This is a genomic window from Photobacterium sp. GB-36, from assembly GCF_003026135.1.
Taxonomy (GTDB): Bacteria; Pseudomonadota; Gammaproteobacteria; order Enterobacterales; family Vibrionaceae; genus Photobacterium.
In genome coordinates, this window is record NZ_PYNY01000004.1 from 67,974 (window position 1) to 90,856 (window position 22,883).

17 protein-coding genes are annotated in these 22,883 nt (G+C 37.6%); 5 read left to right on the forward strand and 12 right to left on the reverse strand.

Features of this window, described 5'->3' with window-relative positions; translation table 11 throughout:
• The first annotated feature begins 3 nt into the window (after positions 1-3).
• The gene (locus C9J46_RS05160; protein WP_107261221.1) at positions 4-873 is read left to right on the forward strand and encodes a LysR family transcriptional regulator; all 870 of its coding nucleotides are present in this window, start codon (positions 4-6) and stop codon (positions 871-873) included.
• Between the two features lie 38 nt (positions 874-911).
• Here the strand turns inward: C9J46_RS05160 and C9J46_RS05165 are convergent, their stop codons facing one another.
• From C9J46_RS05165 to msrA, 4 genes are all read right to left on the reverse strand, one after another.
• On the reverse strand, positions 912-1,652 hold the full coding sequence (locus C9J46_RS05165; protein ID WP_107290626.1) for an AAA family ATPase: 741 nt from the start codon (positions 1,650-1,652) through the stop codon (positions 912-914).
• Positions 1,653-1,774: 122 nt separating this feature from the next.
• On the reverse strand, positions 1,775-2,323 hold the full coding sequence (locus C9J46_RS05170; protein WP_233217687.1) for a hypothetical protein: 549 nt from the start codon (positions 2,321-2,323) through the stop codon (positions 1,775-1,777).
• A gap of 270 nt (positions 2,324-2,593) precedes the next feature.
• Positions 2,594-2,875, reverse strand: coding sequence for an HPF/RaiA family ribosome-associated protein (locus tag C9J46_RS05175; protein ID WP_107246254.1), 282 nt, complete (start codon positions 2,873-2,875; stop codon positions 2,594-2,596).
• A gap of 114 nt (positions 2,876-2,989) precedes the next feature.
• Complete coding sequence (msrA, locus tag C9J46_RS05180; RefSeq protein WP_005366207.1) at positions 2,990-3,487, reverse strand: peptide-methionine (S)-S-oxide reductase MsrA; 498 nt, start codon at positions 3,485-3,487, stop codon at positions 2,990-2,992.
• 243 nt (positions 3,488-3,730) lie between these two features.
• On the opposite strand from msrA, the gene C9J46_RS05185 reads away from it, so the two are divergent.
• A complete protein-coding gene (locus C9J46_RS05185) occupies positions 3,731-4,120 on the forward strand; it encodes an MAPEG family protein (protein ID WP_107261215.1) in 390 nt (129 codons plus the stop codon).
• Positions 4,121-4,452: 332 nt separating this feature from the next.
• Positions 4,453-4,611: a hypothetical protein gene (locus C9J46_RS21635; protein ID WP_005366214.1), complete on the forward strand. Its 159-nt coding sequence runs from the start codon at positions 4,453-4,455 to the stop codon at positions 4,609-4,611.
• A gap of 127 nt (positions 4,612-4,738) precedes the next feature.
• Here C9J46_RS21635 and C9J46_RS05190 read toward each other — a convergent pair whose 3' ends face one another.
• Complete coding sequence (locus C9J46_RS05190; protein WP_199189200.1) at positions 4,739-5,980, reverse strand: Twin-arginine translocation pathway signal; 1,242 nt, start codon at positions 5,978-5,980, stop codon at positions 4,739-4,741.
• A 62-nt stretch (positions 5,981-6,042) separates the two neighbouring features.
• On the opposite strand from C9J46_RS05190, the gene C9J46_RS05195 reads away from it, so the two are divergent.
• A complete protein-coding gene (locus tag C9J46_RS05195; protein WP_107290627.1) occupies positions 6,043-7,716 on the forward strand; it encodes an RluA family pseudouridine synthase in 1,674 nt (557 codons plus the stop codon).
• Between the two features lie 53 nt (positions 7,717-7,769).
• Here C9J46_RS05195 and C9J46_RS05200 read toward each other — a convergent pair whose 3' ends face one another.
• The 4 genes from C9J46_RS05200 to C9J46_RS05220 all read right to left on the reverse strand — a co-directional run bounded on the left by C9J46_RS05200 (position 7,770) and on the right by C9J46_RS05220 (position 11,461).
• Positions 7,770-7,934 carry a DUF2256 domain-containing protein gene (locus C9J46_RS05200; RefSeq protein ID WP_107246412.1) on the reverse strand — a complete coding sequence of 55 codons (165 nt, stop codon included), beginning with the start codon at positions 7,932-7,934 and terminating at the stop codon, positions 7,770-7,772.
• A gap of 408 nt (positions 7,935-8,342) precedes the next feature.
• Complete coding sequence (locus C9J46_RS05210; RefSeq protein ID WP_107206750.1) at positions 8,343-8,678, reverse strand: zinc ribbon domain-containing protein YjdM; 336 nt, start codon at positions 8,676-8,678, stop codon at positions 8,343-8,345.
• Positions 8,679-8,841: 163 nt separating this feature from the next.
• A complete protein-coding gene (gene selB / locus C9J46_RS05215) occupies positions 8,842-10,674 on the reverse strand; it encodes a selenocysteine-specific translation elongation factor (RefSeq protein ID WP_107206751.1) in 1,833 nt (610 codons plus the stop codon).
• A 313-nt stretch (positions 10,675-10,987) separates the two neighbouring features.
• Complete coding sequence (locus tag C9J46_RS05220) at positions 10,988-11,461, reverse strand: hypothetical protein (protein WP_233217689.1); 474 nt, start codon at positions 11,459-11,461, stop codon at positions 10,988-10,990.
• A gap of 187 nt (positions 11,462-11,648) precedes the next feature.
• On the opposite strand from C9J46_RS05220, the gene C9J46_RS05225 reads away from it, so the two are divergent.
• Positions 11,649-12,806 carry a tetratricopeptide repeat protein gene (locus tag C9J46_RS05225; protein WP_107261209.1) on the forward strand — a complete coding sequence of 386 codons (1,158 nt, stop codon included), beginning with the start codon at positions 11,649-11,651 and terminating at the stop codon, positions 12,804-12,806.
• A 100-nt stretch (positions 12,807-12,906) separates the two neighbouring features.
• On the opposite strand, the gene C9J46_RS05230 is transcribed toward C9J46_RS05225, so the two are convergent.
• From C9J46_RS05230 to C9J46_RS05240, 3 genes are read right to left on the reverse strand one after another with little or no spacing between them, the layout of a single operon-like run.
• A complete protein-coding gene (locus C9J46_RS05230) occupies positions 12,907-15,684 on the reverse strand; it encodes a hypothetical protein (RefSeq protein WP_107261207.1) in 2,778 nt (925 codons plus the stop codon).
• A 19-nt stretch (positions 15,685-15,703) separates the two neighbouring features.
• Positions 15,704-16,219: an OmpA family protein gene (locus tag C9J46_RS05235; RefSeq protein WP_107206755.1), complete on the reverse strand. Its 516-nt coding sequence runs from the start codon at positions 16,217-16,219 to the stop codon at positions 15,704-15,706.
• Positions 16,220-16,234: 15 nt separating this feature from the next.
• A complete protein-coding gene (locus tag C9J46_RS05240) occupies positions 16,235-22,876 on the reverse strand; it encodes a DUF11 domain-containing protein (RefSeq protein WP_107206756.1) in 6,642 nt (2,213 codons plus the stop codon).
• Positions 22,877-22,883 lie beyond the last annotated feature (7 nt).

Below are 22,883 nucleotides of genomic sequence, written 5' to 3' on the forward strand. Positions count from 1 at the left end.
ATTATGAAATCACTCGATGATATGGCGTTATTTGTAGAAGTCGCCAACGTAATGAGCTTTCGCCAAGCCGCAGAGATTACTGGAGTGCCTAATTCCACCCTTTCAAGACGCATCAGTGCATTAGAAAAAGCCATTGGGCTGCGTTTGCTCCACCGTACAACACGAAAAATTGAACTCACAGAGGCCGGTCAACTGTATTACGAGCGTTGTCGTCGTATTGTTGAAGAAGCCAAACTCGCCCATCAACAATTGAGTGATATAGCAGAAAATCCTAGTGGTACGGTTCGCGTGTCTGCCCCTATTGATTTTGCGACCCACTTCATTGCGCCATTACTACCCGAATTTTCAAAACAATATCCCGATATTGAATTGGAATTTGATTTATCTTCACGGCGTGTGGATATGACATCGGAATATTTCGACGTAGCAATTCGAGCAGGTGAAAGTGAAAGCTCAAGCTTAATTGCTCGTAAACTCGCTAACTTCCATCACTATGTTTATGGTTCTCCCGCTTATTTAGCGCAGTATGGCGAACCACAATCACCAGACGAACTTGCTCAACATCAGTGTTTTAGTATCGTAAAGTCAGCCCATTGGGCATTACATAGCAAAGATAAATCGGCAGATATTAAGGTAAACAGTAAGCTATTTGTAAATAGTATTGGCATGATCAAGCAATTAATAGTGCTCAATATGGGATTGGGATTACTTCCACAAGAAATGATCACAGCTGAGTTAGCGCAAGGAACATTACAACGCATATTACCGGACTGGCAAAGTTCTCCTGTGCCGATATACGCCATAACCGAAACACGGTTACTACCCGCCAAGACTCGCTGTTTTATTAACTTTATTCAAAGTAAACTTGAATAGGTAAACTTAAGCGATTCATCGAGCAATATTAAGCTCAATTACTCTTCTTCCATTAAGATTTTCATCATCTGCTGATGGTGATTCAGGAAGTTTCGAGTGATCTCATAATGCTCGGTATCCTCATACGTTGTTTCATCGATGCCACTATCACTGAACTGATAGATTTTAGCTCTTGGGTAGGCCAATAAAATCGGTGAGTGAGTAGCAATAATAAATTGCGAACCTGCTTCAACTAAACGATGCATTTCTGAAAGCGCAGCCATTTGTCTAGCTGGTGAGAGAGCAGCTTCGGGCTCATCCATAATGTATAAACCATTACCGCGTAACTTATTAGAGATCGTTGCCATGAAAGATTCACCATGAGATTGATGGTGTAGTGATTGCCCACCATAACCTTGCAACGGTGGCGGCATAAGCTGATCTAAATAAGTGGCAACATTATAAAAACTCTCAGCCCTTAAAAAATAGAAGTCTTTCGGGCGTTTAAAACTTTTCACGGTTTTAATGTAGCGATCTAACTCAGAATGCGTTTGCGCGGTAGCAAAACCGGTATTCTTGTTCCCCCCTTCCGCATTAAGCCCCATCGCGACTGCAATCGCTTCAATTAGCGTAGATTTTCCTGAACCATTTTCACCGACAAAAAAAGTAACATCAGGATGAAATTCAATGACATATAACTCTTTGAGGGCTGGAATACAAAACGGAAATTGATCGTAATTATCAATTTTTTCGCGCTTTAAAGCGATTTCTCGTAGGTAAGGTTTTTCTTCAAAACTCATAAATCTCAAACAGTGTTATTTATTTCTAAAATAGTTTAACCATGTTATCCGTTATCACATTGAAATAAAATGAGCGAGAAAGTTAGTACCCACTCAATTTATATCAACCATGAATAACGGACCTATTCCGCTTGAGATGGTGCTGCTTCTGTTGCAGATGCGGGTGTTGAAGAGGTTGGAGTATCAACTAAGGGTGCTGCCGCATCTTGCTGAATTTGCGTTGCTGTTGGTGAGTCAGCATGCGTTTGTGATTCTACAACTGGCGCTGCATTGGTAGATTCTGGCGTTGAAGATGTTGGAGTATCGATTAAAGGTGCTGCTAAAGGTGTAGCGGCATCTTGTTGGGTTTGGGTTTCTGTTGGCTGCGCTGTTGCAGCAGGAGTACTTGATGCGACATCGACGCCAGAGCATGACATCCCTAAGCTGGTTAATTTTTCAGCAAAAGATTTCGCTTTTTCTTCACAGTAACCCACCTCATGTTTCGCATCCCATAATACAGCAGTGCCTTCCGGCTTAGTATAGCGAACTTCACACGGTACTTTGCTATTTGGATTAGCATAAACAACTTCGATGACACGCTCAGAATGATCACTTTTACACACATACCTATCTTGTGCATGTGCTTGAAAAGCGAGAATAGATAGCGCAACCAATAATAGTGATTTCATCATATAACTCCCCAAAATATACGTTATAAAAGAGATAACAATCTTATCTTATTCGCTAAACAATGACTTGAAGCTGAATATTTAACGCGATAGATGATTTAACCTTTACTATTCAAACAGTATAAGGGCTTTGACAATAAACATAGAATTAAATTTATCATTATGTGATTGGGTATTGCATACATTTAAGAGCAATAACCGTAATAGGCAGACAATAAAAAAGGCTCATTACGAGCCTTTAATTTTGATGACAAGAAATGCAATCGCATGAAATTATTGATGCGCTGCTTTCTTCTCAACCACTTTTTCAAAATGGAAAAATGCTTCTTTAATACATTCTTCTAAATTTACGTTATGCGCTTTAGCACTCACTTTATGGAATACTTCAGTATCCATTTTCAAATCAACAGCATAGCCTGTATCTTCTTTGATGATATCCACATGAAGATGTTTAAATTCAGGATCGATAACCATCATCTTTTCAATATAATCAGATACTACTGCTTTGATTGAATCAGTTAGTTCCATATGTTCACATTTGATTTTTAAGCTCATGATACACCTCAGTAATTCTCTTAAATATCTGACACTGAATGTAAGCCTAAAAATAAAAAAAGTCTCATCCTAAAAAAGTAATATTAATACTCAAAAAATGACTTCGCTTCACCTTTATTCTTCAGGTAATACCCAATCAGGACGCGGAAAATGACAGGTATAGCCATTAGGTCGGTGAAGTAAATAATCTTGGTGTTCTGGCTCTGCTTGCCAAAAATCACTTGCTGGCACGACTTCTGTTACTACCGTGCCCGGCCAAATGCCAGAAGCATTAATACGCTTAATCAAATCTTGGGCCGTGTTTTTTTGCGCCTCTGAAGTATAGAAAATCGCAGAGCGATAAGAAGTACCGATATCATTACCTTGGCGATTGGTCGTTGTTGGATCATGAATTTGAAAGAAGTACGCCAAAATATTTTCAAAACTGGTTTGGTCATCATCAAAAGTTATTTCAATCGCTTCAGCATGAGTACCATGATTGGGATAAGTTGCATTTGCCACATCACCGCCCGTATAGCCAACGCGGGTTGTTATCACCCCAGTTTGACGACGAATAAGATCTTGCATCCCCCAGAAACAGCCGCCAGCAAGTATCGCTTTTTGTTGTGCCATCGTTAACTCCTTCGCATTCTTAAATCCTAATTCAATATATACCCTATCAATAAATCGTCAGGGATGAACAGTATTTGTGATTGAAAAACAGCTAAAAACTTATTTCAACGTCCTCAAGAAAAGTCTTCATTTAGCAATAGATTCTGCCTTCATATACCTAATTGACTGATGATCACGGTAAAGAACAAGTATACTTATTAATATAAAATCAAATGGCGAGTTGATAAAATCAGGGACGATTCATTGGATATTTTAATTTATAGTTTAATTGCCGCAGCATTACTTCCTTACATAGCCAAAATACCTCTCGCCGTCGCAATGCATAAAGTGGGAGGCTACGATAATAACCATCCCCGAGACCAACAAGCAAAATTGCATGGTTTTGGTGCGCGAGCATTAGCAGCACATCAAAATGCCTTTGAATCACTGATTATTTTTTCCATGGCCGTTTTGTTAGCAATCGCAACAGGCACCACAAATGAAACAATTCAGTTATTGGCACTTCTCCACATTAGCTTTAGAGTTGTCTACCACATACTGTATCTAATAAATCTCGGTGTTTTACGTTCCATCGCTTGGACGATAGCAATCGGCTGCTCATTTATCATTATGGGACAGTGCCTGTCGAGTTAATCAAAAGTAAGACATAAAAGTAGATTGAAGGTGCAACTTGATAAATGCACTTGATAAAAAGCATTAGCGTAACTATAAATTTATATGCAAGTGTCTAGGTTCATCATAACCATTGCCCCTCATTCCAAATATGTGACTAGAGGGGCTTTTTATATCAATTAAATACAACCCATTTTTATATCTGTGCACCATATCCTATGTGTAATTGGATATATTTTGATATTTTGCATGCGATTTTTTGATATTAATTTAACGATGACAGATTTTATTGAATTTCATTGATAACACATTCTTTGTTATTAATCTGATATCGGTTGGAATGGAGATTTACGATGAATCACTGGACAGACTTTTTCCCTTATGTCGCTATGGCGATTAAAGTCATTGCGTTAATGGTTGCTGGATATTTTGCGATCAAGTGGCACTTCGACCAAGACAGAAAACTGAAGAATAAAGAAAAACAAGAACAACAGATTAAAACGCAAGATTAGGAAATCTTACAGCATAAATACTGCCAAGCAGCCTTTTTACTTTACACATTTATAGATAGCAGTATTTGTGGTTTTTTTATTAGTAATATCAAGAGAGTCATAAGGATGACTCTCCGAATACATAATCTTATTTCTTCATCGCTTCTTTTAAAAGCGCCGCTCCTGCCAGCCCAACTAACGGCAATGCATCAATAGAGCCACCGCGCCTATCACCTCTATCATCGTTCCCATCTGTTGCATAAGCCCAAAACTCATCACGAGCAGCCTCATGTTCAGATGTTATACACGAGTATGCATCTAATTGATGAACTTCACTTAACACGTCAAGATCTGGCTCTTCAATGGATGATATGTAATGTTGCTGAAGAAACTCTTCATTCTTATTTTTAGGAGGTACCCAAGTAAAGCCCAAAATTAAACAACCTATCGCCTGATGAAAATAGGCACTATGAGTCCAAGCTGTCATCGTTGAAAGTCGACGAGGAAAAAATGCGACTTTATGTTCTTGTTGGAATTGAGCCTCATAACTATCCCATAACTCATAATCTTTATCATGAATATCATACAGCGTTAAATGTGAAGGGAGACTCTGAGACTTTATAATCGCATAGGATATTGGAAATTCTTCATCTTCAATACTCTCTATCGTGACATTTTTTGTTTCAACCCCTGATGCTGGATAAGCAATAACATCTGTTTTATTTACTCTCTGACCATCATTATTAATAGGCCCCTTACCATCAGGATAATAAACGTTTAAGTTTACTGGGCGCCCATCGAAGTAATCAAGATACAGTGAAGTGAAAGATAGCGTTGGCTGTCTATATACTCCTCCTATCACCCCTCCTCCACCATGGGCAACCTCATTACACTCTTGATCCCAATCATCCGCAGTGCCGTAAGCTGGAGAGTAAATGTCATTAAATTTACTTGAGTCCAATACAAATGATCTTGGATTAACATCAATATCCATTTGCTCAAACATTTGTATAAAGTCATCGCAATATTTTACAGCGATAGTGCTGGACGAAAAAAAATAATTGTAAGTATCAGTACGATGTTGCCCTACAGGAGGACGGTCTTTTTCCAATACCTCTCTTTGATTTTTAATCGTCTGTTTTAAGTAATCAGAATATTGCTTTTTATATTCTTTCATTTCTGATTTTAACGAGTCATACATATGTTTAGATAAATTGTCTTTGTGATGCAGTAAAACATCCCTTAAAAAAGTCATATGTAACGAAGCGAAAACACCAAATAATGGACACAATATATATTCATAGCCTTTTTGTTGAAACTCTGGGCCCTCTCTTATGAAGTCATCATTTAACGTAACAATAAGAGACGTTATCTCTGTAGCTAAATCCAATCACTCGTACTCTCCCCCAGAGAGTGGTAAAATCCACGCCCCATTTTGCGATAGATTAAGCCATGTACGATTCCCTTTTTACTCCATTTCGCTCATCGATTGAGGCTATCGCCTTACCTGAACGTTTTACTTATCCTTTTTGTTATAAGCCACATCCACTGAGTGTGTTAGCCGCGCAAGAGTTGCAACAACACCTAGAAACACAAACCGAATGGCAACACGATTTTGGTTTAGATGGCTTAAATGAAGACAGCGATAATCACGCCATTGGCAACATATTCGGTGTGTTAGTGGTACAAAACGAGCAAGGTGACATCGGTTATCTATCGGCATTTTCAGGCACTATCGCAGGGCAAACACAGTTACCCCATTTTGTTCCACCTGTGTTTGATGCGCTTAACACCGATCCTGAGATCCAAGCGATTAAACACGCGCTTACAGCACTAGAATCTGACATTGAATCTATTGCGTCTTCGCCTCAGTTCATTGCGCTGCAACAGCAATATACTCAAGCGAAAACGCAAGCTGAGCAAGAATCTGAAGCCTTTCGTTTACAGATGATTGAACAGCGAAAACAGCGAAAATTGCAACGCAAAGCTGCCGAGCAAAGTGAGGATGAAAACGTTAAAACTGACGTGTTTCATCGCCTAGCCCGTGAAAGCGCTTACGATAAACATCAGCAAAAAGCCTTGCGCCAACAGTGGCAACAAACGCTGCAATCACTAAGCGAACAGCTTGAAGCAGATACCACTGCGCTTGCTGAACTGAAAGCTAAGCAAGATAAATTAGCAACACAATTAGAACAAAGTATTCATCGCCAATACCGCTTTGTGAACCAATTTGAGGAATATAAAGATCTCAATCAGTTGTTTGATGAGCCATTACAAGGGGCGGGCGATTGCGCTATCGTCAAACTGCTTCAGTATGCGTTTAACCACCAATTAACACCGTTAGCAATGGCAAATTTCTGGTGGGGTAAGTCCCCCGCGCCACAAATGCTAAAACATGCTTACTTTTATGAAGCCTCAAAAAACAAATGTGAGCCTATTTTAGCCCATATGTTGTCTGGCATTGAGATAGACGAGAATCCACTAGAGCAAAACCCAGCCGAAGGCAAAGAGCTAAGTATTGTTTATCAAGACGATGCGATGGTGATTGTTAATAAACCTGCAGAGTTCTTATCTGTACCCGGTAAAACCATTACCGATTCAGTATATAGCCGAATGCAAGCCATGTTCCCAGATAGCGATAGCCCGTTGATTGTCCATCGTTTAGATATGTCGACCTCTGGCTTAATGGTCATTGCCTTAACCAAAGATGCCCACAAAGCACTGCAAAAACAGTTTATTGAGCGCACAGTCGAAAAACGTTACGTTGCCCTATTAGAAGGTAACAGTGACAGTGATAGCGGGCAGATTGATTTTCCAATCCGGGTGGATTTAGACGATCGCCCTCGTCAAATCGTGTGTTATCAATACGGCAAACCCGCACAAACCACATGGGAAGTGCTTGAGCGTAAGAATGGAAGAACCAAGGTCTATTACTACCCAAAAACAGGTCGTACACACCAGCTTCGTGTCCATTCCGCCCATGTTAAAGGGATGAACATGCCTATTGTCGGTGATGATTTATACGGGCAAAAAGGCGATCGTTTATGCTTACATGCTCAATACTTGGCATTCAACCATCCAACAACTAACGAGCATATGGTGTTTGAAGTCGCTGAAGATTTTTAAAGCCTAAATAACACCGCAAAAACGACAATGGCTGACGCATTTTTCGTTATGTGTCAGCCTACTTTCTTTCTTGATGAGTCCATGTGTTGGCGCGTGCGCCTACAACGTTCAGAGCAATACTTCACTTCATCCCAACATTGTTGCCACTTCTTGCGCCAAGTAAATGGCCGTTGGCAAACCACACACACCTTAGCGGGTAAATTGGATTTTTTGTGCATCACTTGTTCTTATTTAATAAACACAGTGCTAGTACGTTTAAAACCCTTTATTGGCTGTTATTTCCTATAAAAATCATCCTTTCACTTCTTGATGCAACCAATCACGAAACACTTGTACTTTAGCCATCAAGGTACAACGATTTTTGTCAAATTATGGCAAATGCGCGAAACCGAAAAAGACACACTGCATGTTGATACCAACGATCTTACTAATTGGAAAGTGATTGAGGGGCGTGAAACATGCCCGTTATTTCGCAACCCATTTGAATCGGTCCGTTACAGACAGTCGCTGCGGTTAATGTTGTGTGTGATTTATCACTCGATGCCACAGAGATTTTAGTGGTTACTGGCTCAGTCAAACGTGACGGGATCAATCAAACTTTGTTAATAAAATTGCGTAATGATGTATTACGCTTTTTTAACGAATTTTGCAGTAACCATCATGTCACCAGCACCATCAAGTTTACAGTCTAGTTGGTGGTCTTTACCTTCAGCAATACGTTTAATAACCGCTTTCGTTCCTATTTTTAGCACCAGTGAACTGCCTTTGACTTTCAGATCTTTAATTAGCGTGACCTTATCGCCCTCTTGCAATAATGTGCCGTTAACATCTTTCACTACTATGGTTTCTTCCTCTGCAACTTCAGCAGGGTTCCATTCATAGGCACATTCAGGACACACTAGGTTCGCTTGATCTTGATACACATATTCAGATTGGCAATTTGGGCACGGCGGTAAAGACATAATCACAACTTCTTTAATCAATTAACAATAATACGCATTATGTTAATAGTTATAGCTAGCTAATACGAGTTTAATAACCCGTAATATCAAGTAAGTTAAAATAGCGACTAACATTGATTGTTACGGGTAACTTCAACACTCACTTTAATCATCGTTAGATTTACTACTGATCCCACGCTTTTAGGATAATACGCTCATCACCATCACGACGTACCCAACCATCTTTTTCCATTCTATTTGCTAATGGGATTGAGTATTTTCGGCTTAATTCTGTCCGATCTTTAATATCTCCCATCGATATGCGATCTTGAGGCTGATGTTCAGCTATCACGGCTTTAACTAAATCAAGATATAAACCCATATCGAAGTAAATGGTATCATCCAAAGCGGTAATATATTTTTGATGGCTGAGCTGTCTAAGCCACTTTTTCCCCCCTGCAACCGTTACTTTATTCAGTTCTAGTCCTGCTTTACCTAGCTCGCGTATTTGTTGCAGAATCTCTTGTGCCACAGGAGGTAATTCATCTTCGTTATCACCTTGCCCTAAGCACCATTTACCATAACTAACATGTACTTTTTCTTGCAGCTTTAATTGCTGCATTAAGATATCAATCACTGCTTCATTAATACGTAGACGTGTTGCTATTTCGGCAGATGACATTGAGATCCCATCAGACAGTAACGTCTGAATTTGCATAACATTGTCAGCTAACCAGCTATCTTCAAAACAATAAGGCGTTAAATAAGTTTGTCCTTGTGCCGATTCAAAACCTGCTTCGGTCGTTTCAAAGTAACCTTGTAGAGCGAGTAACATCTCACGTTGTGATTCAGGCTTTAAAAGTACCGGTAAATTATCTAATGCTTGGTATAAACGGCGTTTTTGATAACCCATAACAGGTGTTGACCACACAATTTCAGCACCGTGTTGTAGCCCACAGCCACCTTTTTGGATCATTGCTAATCGTTGTCCAAAAATCATTGGGATGGGCTTTTCAAAGGTTAGTCGTGCTAATTGAGTATTCGGAATATAACTTAACAATGCTGAGCCATGCCAAGTCCCCATGGCAACTTCAACATGGCGTTGTTTACGTTGCTTGAGTTTGTCTGACGTCTTATTGATACGAACGATGCACTGACTATGTAATGGCGGGGTTATTGTCGCAGATGTTAATAAGTGCCCTCGCCCTACTTCTTTACGGCTGATCCCTTTAACATTCACAGCGACACGGCAGGTGGCAGATAATTGCTGATGTTGTTGATGATAAGCTTGCAGAGAACGAACTGTCCCCATGATGTTACTAGGAAAGCAGCGAACCTTATCGCCAATACTCAATGTTCCCTGTGCCAATGTACCTGTAAGTACGGTGCCCATGCCATTTACGACAAATGAACGATCGATATACATTATTGGGGCTACGACCTGATCATCTGCAATATCCGTCGATGCTTTACGATCAATATTGGCTTTAACCGCCTCAATCAGTCGATCACGTAACGCAGGAATGTTGTCATTTTTTAAGGCTGATACACTGATAATCTCAGGTAATAAGCCCGTCATCTCCATCACATTGTCTAGCGCTTGATCTTCTACCGCACTGAGTTGCTCTGCCGTGACTTTATCGCGCTTGTTAATACACACGACGATATCTTCTATTCCCATCGCATGTGCAACTTGTAAGTGTGAGGTGGTCATCGGCATCCACCCTTCATCTGCCGCTATAACCAGCAATAGCACGTTAAGGTGCCATACACCTGATACCATATTACGTAGATAACGTTCATGTCCCGGGACATCCACAACCCCAATGGTATTATTGTTATCATCTTTAAAATAGGCAAAACCCAAATCTTGTGTCATACCTAATTGTTGTTCATGTGGACGCGCTGTGACGATACCTGTGAGTGCTTCAATTAAAGCGGTTTTACCGTGATCAACATGACCAGCCAAACCAATAACGGCTTGATATTTTTCTACATTATGAGGCTGTGAGACCATTACTACGACCTAATTGAAGTGAATAATATTTGTATTGAGATAAAATATTAATTGTTGCGTATGTTGAGACATGAATACGCAGCCATTACTTTATAAACGTTTATCATCAAATTCTTGAGGTGATAGTAATAAACTTTCGGATATTAGTAATTGACTAGTATCAATTTGTATAACAAACAAATATTAGGCTTGTTTTTTAATGAAGTGTTTTTGCTTTTATCTGTATGATATTTATTCATACTCTTTATTATTGTCTATTCGCAAGCAATAAAAAGCCCCGCTTATTGCAGGGCTTAGTTCTATTTTTAAATTTCTATCTGATCACGTTATTGTCTTTCATATTCGTGATTAATATTCCCGTTAATTCATCAATAATATTATTCATATCACTTGGATCAACAGATTCTGATGATGTTGACCAAATCGGGATATGACTTTGCGTATCAAATAAGGTGAACTCAACGTTTACAAATTCGTAAGAAACAGAGTAACTATCATCGTAAATATAACTATAAGACGTATTGTAGTAGCTGTTAAAACTAATACCTCGATTATAGCCATAACCGGTATTACCCGGATATCTCACTTCTTTATCTTCAATATTTATCAATTTTGCGACAAAAACGGTTTGGGTATTATGTTTTTTCACATAAGCCGCAATATCACCTTTAGACGGTAATTCATTAGGAAAAATTTGCGAACTTGGGATCGCATCCACCCCATGAGCTTGTAATTGTTTGACCATATCATCTTCAAAGATCCGTCTTACACGTAAGTTGTCAGACATAGCAACAACCATCGTGCTTTTTATTGGAAACTTTGTATATGACGAGTCCACCCAAGATGACGTAATATTACTTGACGCACACGCTGTTAATAGACTGCTTAATAATAAAATAAATAGATAACGCATAATACATCCCTTCACTTATGTTCTAAAATTAAAAATAGTACAGGGAAAGGAGAAATCAATAATGAGGAAGTGTATCGTCATTATTTTATTATTAATGAGTTGCAGCTCTGATAATGATTTAAAAAACAATGAAATTGCAAATAAAGAAAAAAACTCTCAAAATGATAATAAAGATTTGCCTTTTGAAAAAGAAACAATAAATAATTTGTCATTTGATAATAATAAAAAATTTACAATTAAAGAGTTTATTTCCATCATTGAACATCCTATTTATAGCAGTCATGATAAACAAGAGGCTATCAATAAGTTAAAAGAGCTCGCCAATAGCGATTCTGATGCTGCATACTATTTAGGTCATCTGTATGAATTTGGAGAATGGGTTGAGTTATCTGAAGAAAAGGCGCGTTTTTACTATAAAATCTCCATTTCAAATGATAATCATACTTTCTCTCAATACTCTTTGGCATTAATGTTAATTGATGGCAGAGGAGGAGATGTTGACTTAAATTATGCAGAAGAGCTACTTCTACAAACAAATGCTAAAGGGCATGCTCCATCAACGTACACATTAGGTTACTTGTATTTTATTAAAAATAACTTTAAACGTTGCATTGAAATCTTCTCAGTTGATGACTTCGAAAGGAATGAATACAGTGACTACCTTCTTGCAATATCTTTGATTAATACTCGTTCTGAAATTGAAAGAGCCATTGATTTAATTGAAAAATCAGCCAAAAAAGGACATGGCTATTCACATTTTACATTAGGCGAAATTTATCAAAGTGGACTTTATAACAAGAAGAAAAACATCGCTAAAAGTCATAAACACTATCAAATGGCAGCAAAACAAAATATACCTAATGCTCACTTTAAATCAATCACCCTAAGCATCGATAATCCTTTTCTAATTAAAAACAATGAATATGATTTAGTTAAAGCACTTGAGAAAGAGGATAATAAAGGCAATCCAGATGCTAGTTTTTATTTGGCTCGTATCTACGACCAAGGCACTATCATTCAACAAAATTATAAAAAAGCTTTATTTTGGTATATTAAATCAGCCAATTTAGGAAATAATACTGCTATGTATAACTTGGCAAGTATGTATGCAAATGGCGATGGTACAAGTGAATCCATTGAAAAAGCCCAATATTGGCTAAATAAAGCCGCCCGAAATGGTAATAAAAAAGCGATTGAAGTAATCAATAGTATTAACTAAGTACACACATAGTTAAAAATTATCAAAGACATAAGATGAAATAAAAAATCCATATTTAGAAAATATGGATTTTTTTATTCGCTTAATATTACGTTAGTTTTTAATCATCAACTCTTATAGCAAATTCCATTACCGCTCTTTCTCCGGGCGCGACGGTTCCTACATTACCAATTATCGCGCCAGTGCTTCCATCACTGATAATATTGATTGAACCTTTGTCTATATTAGGAATTCCCCCAACCACTTTAAACGTTGTAAAAGCTGGCGTCGCGTCAGTTAATACAACTTCATGTGCATCTTCTATTGCAATATTCTCAGCAGTTAAGCGGTAAAGTATGCACTCACCGGGCGCAACAGAGAACGAATTTAATGAATAAGCACTTCCTGCATCAACTATACCATCGCAGCCGGCATCCTTAGCCTGCTCTTTGATGATTCGCATACTTATGTTGGCAACAGTTGTGGAGTCAACCATTAAAATATCCCCACAGCTTACTGTTGCCGAAATCGACGAGTTATTGACTGTGTTTAATGGGACATTTGAATCAACTGTGACTTTTAAGAAAATAGTGACTTCCGTTAAAGGGGCAAAGTCCACTGTGGAATCAATCTTAGTATCATTACCATCGAACTCACCATTACCATTGCTATCTAAATATATCATTGATGTAAAACCGGGCTCTGAATCCAATAGAGAGAATGAGACGCCTGTGTATGATTCTGCTGTATTGTTATCAATAATATGTTTATAGATGGTTGCTCGCCCTGGCTGGGTAACGCCAGATTGATTTGGTGTACCGATGACTAAACATTGGTCTCCTCCACCTCCTGGACCAACAATATTAATTAACTCAACGGAAACCGCAGTGAAAACGGTATCTTCAGCACCAGTAGAAGGGGAACTCACCTTAAAATAGAGGTTTTCAGTTGAGATACCTACCGTTTGGTCAATAGAAACTAGCGCTCTGATTTCAATGCTTTCATCAGGTAAGAGAAGAGGAATATTTGTTATTGGTGTGCCATTCGTGTCTGTATACACAACGGTAAAACCACTTGTTAATACCTTTGAAGAGAAAGGAATAACATTACTAAAATCTAATACATATGTATCTGCAACAGTCGAGGTATTGGTAATAAATATCGTAAACGTTGTGGATGTAGACGGGTTAGCTGTATTCGTAACGACAGCAGCCCCCTCGACACCGGCTCCATACCCACAGCCGTCATTCACATTATCACAGTTATTCTGTGTCGTTGATGATGTTTCAGAAGGATAATTTATTGTAATGTCGACAGTGCTTTGAGCAATCGTTGTTAATTGGTTACCCACTGTATCCGACTGAGAAGTATCACTCGAAGAAGTTGCTTGTAGTGCTACAAAATAGGGCCCACCACCAAATGAACCCGGTGGTAATGTCGCTGTAACGATAACTTTAGCACCACATTGGCTACCAGCCGCTGTAATCAAATAAGAAGGACAGGTTGAGCCAGCGGCAGGAATAACACCGGTATCGACTTTACTGTCACCGTCGTTATCGAGTAAAGGTACTACACCGTTACCGGCATAGATCATAAAACTTGTACCCGCAGGGAATGTGGATGAAGGTAAGAGTTCAAGATTAAATGTATCTTCATCATTACCTAAGTTCCAGATATAGCTTGTAAATGACACTCTAGAACCTTGCGCTGCATTGGCAACAGTCATTAGTTCATAGTTAATATTATCGGTTGCATTACAAGCCGTATCATTGGCACCACATCCCCCTGTATTCGCAACAACTGCATGAAGTGGTGTGATAGTAAATGGGACGGTATTGGTTTTATATTTATGTTGCTCGCTTGCTCCCACAATACCGTCATTGTCTTCATCGTAGCCAAACGTTACTTGGTTCGTTAATCTAGAGGCAACTAAGCCAGAATCTATCATTACCTCAAAACTTATCGTCGCCCTTTGATTTGAAGATAAGCCATCTAGAGTAAACGAAACTTTATCTTGCGAAAGACAAGATGGAGCACCTGCTATACATGATGTGAATGATAAATCACTATCCCCTTCGCTGACACTGCCACTAGATATATCACCAATTATGCCGCTGCTCAGGCTCCAAGTTACGTTCCCATTGAATCTCATTCCAACTGGAAGCTCATCACTTAGCATAATGCCGTTTGTCTGAGTCAATGACATATCGGTTAAACCGACATTACTATAAGACAATGTCACCACATATGGACCACTTGGAGAAGCCCCCTCATTTTGATTCATAGATTTGGTCATTTCTATGATCGGTAAATTTGTTACTGTCACTGTATCTGTATTAATCGCAGAACTCGCACCACCAGAAAGCACCGTTGTCGCGTTATTAGCAAATGACTGACTTGTTGCAGTAAAAGAAACGGTACCCGTATCTCCATTTGATGCACTCGGTGAAATAGCACCCAAAAGAACAACATGATAGCTTTCACCCGGCGCCAAAGGACCAATAGAAGATATTATTCCTAAGGACTCATCTTCTATACCATCATTATTTTCATCAGGATAAATAGCAATGCTCGTCATTGCTGTGCTAGAAAGAGACGTGGATAATGTAAAAGAATCTTCATCATTACCCGTATTGGTAATAATGTGATTAAATCTTACTGTACCAGAGGGGGCAACAAACTTAGTCTGATCAGCGCTAACCGTTACAGAAACAACGGGCTGAACGAATGTTTCAACTATATTAGAAGCTGTTGAACGAGTAATGTTATTGCTGTCTTTATAGGTCGCACCTACTTGGTTTTTAATAATCGTACCAGACTCGGTCAATGCATAACTAAGAGGACTCACAAAAAGATAAAATATTACAATTAGACCAAAGAAGTACCTTATATAATGCATATGACGTCCTCTGTAAAAATTAGTCAGATTGTTTTACTTCATACATCATTTCAACTGGATTAGAATCAGTGCCAAGTAAAAGAATTTGAACACGCCGATTAACAAAATTGGCATCTCTATCATTCGTTTTCAGGTATTTGTTACTAACCCCTGATGAAGTTACTACTATTCGAGTTCTCATAACGCCACTATCAATTAGATATCTCGCCACCGATAAGGCTCTATTTTGTGATAATTTATTGTTGTAATTTTTACTGCCTTCAGGATCAGCTGATCCAATTAACGCAACTTTCAACTCAATATTACTAAGCAATGTTTGCGCCACTTTATCTAACTTTAACTTATCACCATAATCTAATTGAAAATCATCAAAATCAAAATTAATCACACTGGGCCATTCGTAGTAAACACTATATAAATCTGAATCTAATTGAGATAAATCACCATAGTCGACGAATATCTCTTCTTCCTTAACACAACCGCTTTGAATTAGGAGAAAAGAAGAAAGAACTGATAGAAATAATAACTTCTTCATTCAGGTATTACCTCATTATTCACTTAGCCAACCAAACAGACTCTCATCAAGAGCGAACATAATATCGAAATAAAATCCATCTAAGTTATAACCCTGAGGGTCTAAGTCACTATCAGCAAATCCCATAAAATTATATCCAACGCCAAGACGAATATTTCTATAAATTATATAATTTGCTCCTATACCAACTGAATAACGTCGACTATCAAACCAGTCAGTTCCTAATATTCCGCCATGAACATCGAAATCCCAACGTGTACTAAAGTTATAAATTAATCTCGCATCAAGTATGGTGGATACAGAGTTATAATAATCATCGTAATATGAAAAATCTTCTAATTTAACTCCCAACCTACCAGATAATATCCAATCATTTGACCACTCAAGATTTTGATGAGCAGAAAAGATATGGGCTTCTCTTTTGTTTTCATTATCCTCAACTTTCCATTCATAGGATGTTAGAAGGTGATAATTATTCTTTAATCTTGGTCTGTAAGCAGCAGCGATACTTAAATGGTTATCCCAAGTATTCTTTGTCTCTTTTTTATCTACGTATCGATACTCTTCCCTTACTAAACCGCTCCAATCCTGATTTAAGCGTGTGATCCACGCACCAAGGAAACCGTAATAGTTTTCCTGATCACCACGTCTAAATTCCATTCTCCCTGTTGTTTTAAAATTAGGGTTACGTATATCAGCTACCCCCAAAGAAACGGCAAAACCTGACTCTTTATCCCCTTTTAAAACCTCTACATACTCAACAGATGGGTCAACGCTGATACCTGGAATAACTTCAAACTGTCCACGGTAACCGTTAGCCAGTTCCATCATTTTTCCGTTGCTAACGCCACGTTGCCTAAATTCGTTAAATGTACTGCCTCCATGCAGCCAATCTATATCAATACCAGCTGTAAACTGACTTGTTGTTCCACTACCTAAATTATTAATACCCGTTAGTGAATCAATGTATTCATATTGACTATAAACGCTTGCCTGTTTGTGTAATTGCCAATCTGCTTTTATATTAAAACGCTGTTTGCTCTTATGACCGAAGCTTCGTTCATATTCAGAATCAATACGACCGGGCTTATTAAATAAATCAAATGTTCGACCTAATCCTAAAATAGCCGTTGTATAACTTTCCGTTTGTTCTTCTGTTTTATTTTTTATATATCGACTACCTAATGTCGTTGTCCACTTAGAACCCAAAATTTTTGAATCGATATTTACTGCCACAGACTGTTGATAATCTTTAGTCGATAATTTTTCTGAGTGGCTAGCATTAATATTTAAATTCATTAATCCAGATAATTTTTGTCTATGAAGTAATTTAAACTCCTGCCTTCCAGCTACTACTGGTGCTGCAGAATTAGAGAAATCATCATCTGCATATGAGTATTCTAATTCAGAGAAGCTGCCAGGGCTCCAATCGCGTTTTAATTTTAATTTATAAGCCATTGCATTTGAGACTTTTTTAGTCTCATCGATTGATGATATTGAACCAAGCATTTCATCCTCAGACAGCCTATCGTGTGATAAGGATGCGACGGATGCTTTGATCTCAGTTTTATTATTTATATTATAATTTACCCAAATACCTCCTAAGTGATAACCAGTAGAATCACTGCTGTTATATTCATAACTAAAGCCCGAATCAAAGTATGAATTAAACTTATAAAACCCGCGCGTACCAGCGACTTCATACTTTTCCCCGTCACCATCTAAATCATAAGCAATACGAATTTTAACTGGATTAAAATCCTCATCAAACATCGGGATGACCCTATTGAATCTGATAGCACCTGTAAAATAATCAATTGTGTAATCAAAATAACGTTTGAGAGATGTCTCTTTTATTATAAGACCAGGGTTATCTCTACTGTAAGTAATAAGGGAAACAATGTCAGAGTGACGAACTAATCGACCATCAGTTAAGGTATAATCCATTGCTGTACCATTACCGGGTACTTCCTCGACCTTATGCAAATCTTCTGCTTGTGAGGCATATAATTGAAGGCGAACGGGACCTTTATCAAATACGCCACTAAAACCATTAAGTATTTGGCTTGTTCTGGCTAAATCATATTCATATACACCGTCAGATGTACTGAAGTCACCCCACATTGCATAACTGCGATCTCTTTCGAGTTTAACGAATAATTTTGAATCACTTCTTGCATCATAACCCCTGATACTTGCGTCACCGGGAGCAGGATAGTAACTATCAGGTGAAATTTCTCTTTGTAACGCTACATCTTCTTTTGCCGAGTCATAGCTTAATGTTAAGTGTAAATCTCCTTTAATATTACCTTTCATGAAAATAGCGGCTCTTTCATCGTCAGAATAATGTTGATTTTCAAAACCCTCTTTTTGTGAAGACGGTACTAAACCTGAAAATTTACCATATTTACCAGTATAACTAAGTATACCGTTAACAAATAAAGGTCGACTTGCTGCGACTTGATAAATATCTACAACATCTTCAAGCGCATTGAGCTCTGCTTTAACTTTTATTTTTCCTGATTCGTTACTACTACGCAGATAGATCGTTTTTACCCCATTAATTACTCGAACCTGATGACCATTAATAGACGCTTGGATATCTGGTTCTAACCAAGGCAATCCCATATCATTATTTAACGTTACAAAGTAAATACCCCGCGCTAAATTTCCAAACTCATCGGTTAATTTTAATGTTATTGGTATTGCAGATCGTCCACCATCAGCCTGTAATGATGTTTCATCTAAAATTAATTCTATATTTTTCGCTGATTTAGGGTGACGAAATTCCTTTTCTAACAATATCCTTTCATTACCAAAACTATCCATTGTTTTTATTTGGGCAAGGTTTGTTCCATCAGTAAGTTCTACCCCATACCAAGCTAATATTTGGGCCCTTTCCTTTTTATTGATAATACGTTCACCAAGTTGGGTGTCATCAACTAGATCACCATTAATGTATAAGCTAGGGTTAACATCACCTCTAATTACAACAATAAAACGACCATCATAACTATATTCGCCTTTTGGCCAATACCATGTACCTTCTTTTGCTTCAGACTGAGTAATCGTTTTTACTTCTTCCTGAGGTAGAGGTACTTTATCTTCTATAAGATTATCAATGTTTAATTTATCGTCATCTAAAATACGATCATATAATGTTTCTTTTGGTTTATTCTCAATATTATTTTCAATCAACTTTTGGCGTAAATTAATTAAATTTTCTTGATTGTGACTAAAACCAATTCTTACTCCAACAACATCATTAGAGACTGGATAAATATATGATTTCTTTTTTATATTACGTGGCAGTTTATTGATGAAATTTTCAGCTTCTATCTGATTGCCTTCAAATGTTTGCAGGGCATAACCTTTAAATGAAGACAATTTTGATACACTCTCGTTTTTATTATCACCCTTATTTTTAGGCCCACTGACAACACCAGATACTAAATCTGACGTGTTTACCTTTTTCGACGTTGTCTTTTTATTACCATTACTTTTTATTTGTTCTTCAAATAACCAGTCGCCATTAATATTTTCATTTCGCTTCTTAAGTTCCTCATAAATTTCTTCTTGATTATCTGTAGGGCATGGGCTAACAAAATCTGCCTTGTGCATTTCCCCCCCCATGAGATCAATGAATTGAGAAAATGGTACTCCAGCATTTCTACTTCCATTTACTGATAGTTCAATATCATCTGGTAATGTTTCTCTATCAACTTTTAGTACGTGATTTCCGGGGTTAATACCAAACATTGAATACTGACCATTTTCATCTGTGATAACATAATCACCCGTTTCTAAATATATTTTTACTCCACCAATCGGCCAGATATCACTTTTCATTAACTTATTACATTTGGCATTAATAAATACACGACCAAAAATGATACCACTGTCGGACATCACGCCTGTTTGAGAAGGGATGATCTGATAATTATCGACATTTGATGTGATTAGTCCTCCACCAGCCATCGAAGAGGCTTCGGCATAGGCGTAATTAATTCCATCAGAATCAATCGCACCTGCAGATAACTGTAAGACGTAATCAAGCGTATATACACCATAAGTAGGCTCAAAGTTTACCCCTTTGAGCTCTCCAATAGAGAATGTGTAAGTGTCTTTATTTTCATTCGCTATTGGATCATCTATCTTAACCTCGTTTAAACGAGCACTGCCTTCTATATATTTAAATCCATAAGGAATCTTATCAATAATTTTAGCATTATAGAGTGAGCCGTCAGGTAAGGTATTATTTACTATTATTGTATATTTAACAAAGCTACCAACTTCAGCTGTTTTTTTATCTGCCGTTTTACTTAACGTTAATTTTCTATCGACAATTCCTGGATCAATCGGAATATCGAATTGATTTACTAATGTACGACCTCTAATTTCAAAGATACCTGAATCAGCAATATTTTCATTACCAAAAGGACCATAAGACTCAGGCTTAACATTAAAAATATTAAATGTATTAATATCTGTATAATTAGAAGGCCACGTAAATCCTGTAGGAGGATCCACAGAAATAAAATAATATTCATTATCGGACTTAGTTAATTTAGGATATAATGCAATACCATTTTCATTCGTCCTCACTGACGCAATAGGAGCCTTATAATTATCAACATTAGGCGCTCTTACTTTAGCATCAGGGGCGGAACCATTTGTTGTTTGATAAAAATGTACATCTACATTTTCTACAGGTTTAAATGTCGTTGTATCAAACACAGTGAACTCTGGGCTTATTTTAGCGGTGGTATCCAAAATAATTTTTGCAGAGCCACGACGCATAACATCTAAGTAAAGTACGTCATCCGTTTCTGATTTAATTTCACAATTTTCCGCCGTAGTCCCCTGAAGAAAATCTGCGTTAAAATTAACCAATGCTGTTATTCCTGACACTAAGTCTGAGAGCGCCGAAAAACCAGAACCAGCTCCTGAAGGAACCACACTACTATTGACATCATCCAGGCAGTGATCTTGTTTAACACGAAGAAAATCTTCATCAATTAACGATGCATGAAGCGGTATAATACTTCTAAATATGCCTGTATTGGCACCTGTTTCAGCAAACATCCAATGAAAAGAATCTTTACCTTTTTCAGTTCTTACCATGATTGGATAGTGAGAACTTTCTGGACCAATAATATCGATAACCGAACGATGCATATTGGCTTCTACTAATTCAATACGCGCACTAATTGCATCAAGCTTTACATGAAATTCTTCCGTTTCTTTAACAAAATAAAAATCGTTATCAATATAGTGATCATCATCAGAGTGTCTCACTAAAACATTTTGACTCGCTGCAAACAATTCAGGGTTAAACAATTGAAATCTAATCACTTGATTATTATCAGGGTCATTCGAAAATGAAGAGCTATCATCAAACAAGGTATTACAAACTTTACTGCTTTGAGTCACAATGTTTTCAGAATCAGAGATCTCAGCTTCTGCTCTAGAGTAAACTTGAAGAGGGCTCAAATCACCACGTGGTAAAATAGTATTCGCTTCTAGATAGTAGCTAAAGTGTCCCGACTGCCCAGGTTTAAGGTGATCTGGTGATACAAGAAAACCTATCTTTTCTACATTACCGTCACCATCCCAAGTACCGTAATCATGCCAGTCTAAGGTTTCATTTTCTTGTTCTAGTAAGAACGTATTATTAATCCCAACAACGACAAGTCCTCCATTAAACACGCCGTTTGAATTAGGCATAGTGAAATTAATAGGTGCATGATCTCTTAGTGGAGTCCCGTCATCATTAAGTTTATCTTGCTTTAACCGAACATTGGCGGGAAGTGTTACCGTAATTAATACACCGGTCACATATGATGAAAGTAATTGACCCGCTTCATTTTTGGTAAAAACGAGATAACCGTCAGAGGATACATCAGGTAATTTATTCCCAATACTATTATAATGAACGATATATTCCATATCGCCAAGTGGACCAACATGTTGAGAACAAATAGGATTATTATGAATAGTTAGATTAATTACTGAACCATCTACAACAACAACCTTTATATTACTAAACTCTGATTTATTATTATTACCAAGTGAAACAATATTACCACTTAAGTTATAAAAATCTCCTTCGACAGCATGACTTGGAATCGATATTACGTAAAGTAACGCTGTTATTTCATCAACACCAAGAATAGACGTTATATAATTGCCATCACTGTCTTTTTTTAATTCATTTTCGCCAGCATCAAGAATACCATTGCCATCAAAGTCATTATATATTTTAACTTCACCTGAATTAAATGAGTATATATCGCCATTATCTCCTGGAGAGTTAATTACATTAACCTTATAACTATCTTTTGTATTACTGGTATTTCTAATCGTAATAGGTATATTAATCGTTGTTCCTGCTGCTGCTAACCTTTGGCTATTTTCATCTTCAACATCACTAAAATCAGTTATTAATTCGAAATCATAAACACGCGCAACAGTAATTGTCGAAAAATTAGAAATAACCGAAATGTTTGTTCCAGATTCTGGATCAAAATATGTTATCTGCGATTGATGCGTGATTCTTGTCCCTGCAGGAGTAAGAGCAGAGACATAGAAACTATTGCAACATAGAATGAAGATAACTAATAACTTAAAAATAGTTACCACATAATAGGATGCCATTGCGATC

What these genes read in the sequence shown, in the direction of transcription:
- selB (WP_107206751.1), bottom strand. Translation starts at nt 10,674, where the DNA reads ATGGTCTCACAGCCTCATAATGTAGAAAAATATCAAGCCGTTATTGGT.
- C9J46_RS05225 (WP_107261209.1), top strand. Translation starts at nt 11,649, where the DNA reads ATGAGGAAGTGTATCGTCATTATTTTATTATTAATGAGTTGCAGCTCT.
- C9J46_RS05230 (WP_107261207.1), bottom strand. Translation starts at nt 15,684, where the DNA reads ATGCATTATATAAGGTACTTCTTTGGTCTAATTGTAATATTTTATCTT.
- C9J46_RS05175 (WP_107246254.1), bottom strand. Translation starts at nt 2,875, where the DNA reads ATGAGCTTAAAAATCAAATGTGAACATATGGAACTAACTGATTCAATC.
- C9J46_RS05200 (WP_107246412.1), bottom strand. Translation starts at nt 7,934, where the DNA reads ATGCACAAAAAATCCAATTTACCCGCTAAGGTGTGTGTGGTTTGCCAA.
- C9J46_RS05235 (WP_107206755.1), bottom strand. Translation starts at nt 16,219, where the DNA reads ATGAAGAAGTTATTATTTCTATCAGTTCTTTCTTCTTTTCTCCTAATT.
- C9J46_RS05240 (WP_107206756.1), bottom strand. Translation starts at nt 22,876, where the DNA reads ATGGCATCCTATTATGTGGTAACTATTTTTAAGTTATTAGTTATCTTC.
- C9J46_RS05160 (WP_107261221.1), top strand. Translation starts at nt 4, where the DNA reads ATGAAATCACTCGATGATATGGCGTTATTTGTAGAAGTCGCCAACGTA.
- C9J46_RS05210 (WP_107206750.1), bottom strand. Translation starts at nt 8,678, where the DNA reads ATGTCTTTACCGCCGTGCCCAAATTGCCAATCTGAATATGTGTATCAA.
- C9J46_RS05170 (WP_233217687.1), bottom strand. Translation starts at nt 2,323, where the DNA reads ATGATGAAATCACTATTATTGGTTGCGCTATCTATTCTCGCTTTTCAA.
- C9J46_RS05195 (WP_107290627.1), top strand. Translation starts at nt 6,043, where the DNA reads ATGTACGATTCCCTTTTTACTCCATTTCGCTCATCGATTGAGGCTATC.
- C9J46_RS05220 (WP_233217689.1), bottom strand. Translation starts at nt 11,461, where the DNA reads ATGTCTGACAACTTACGTGTAAGACGGATCTTTGAAGATGATATGGTC.
- C9J46_RS05165 (WP_107290626.1), bottom strand. Translation starts at nt 1,652, where the DNA reads ATGAGTTTTGAAGAAAAACCTTACCTACGAGAAATCGCTTTAAAGCGC.
- msrA (WP_005366207.1), bottom strand. Translation starts at nt 3,487, where the DNA reads ATGGCACAACAAAAAGCGATACTTGCTGGCGGCTGTTTCTGGGGGATG.
- C9J46_RS21635 (WP_005366214.1), top strand. Translation starts at nt 4,453, where the DNA reads ATGAATCACTGGACAGACTTTTTCCCTTATGTCGCTATGGCGATTAAA.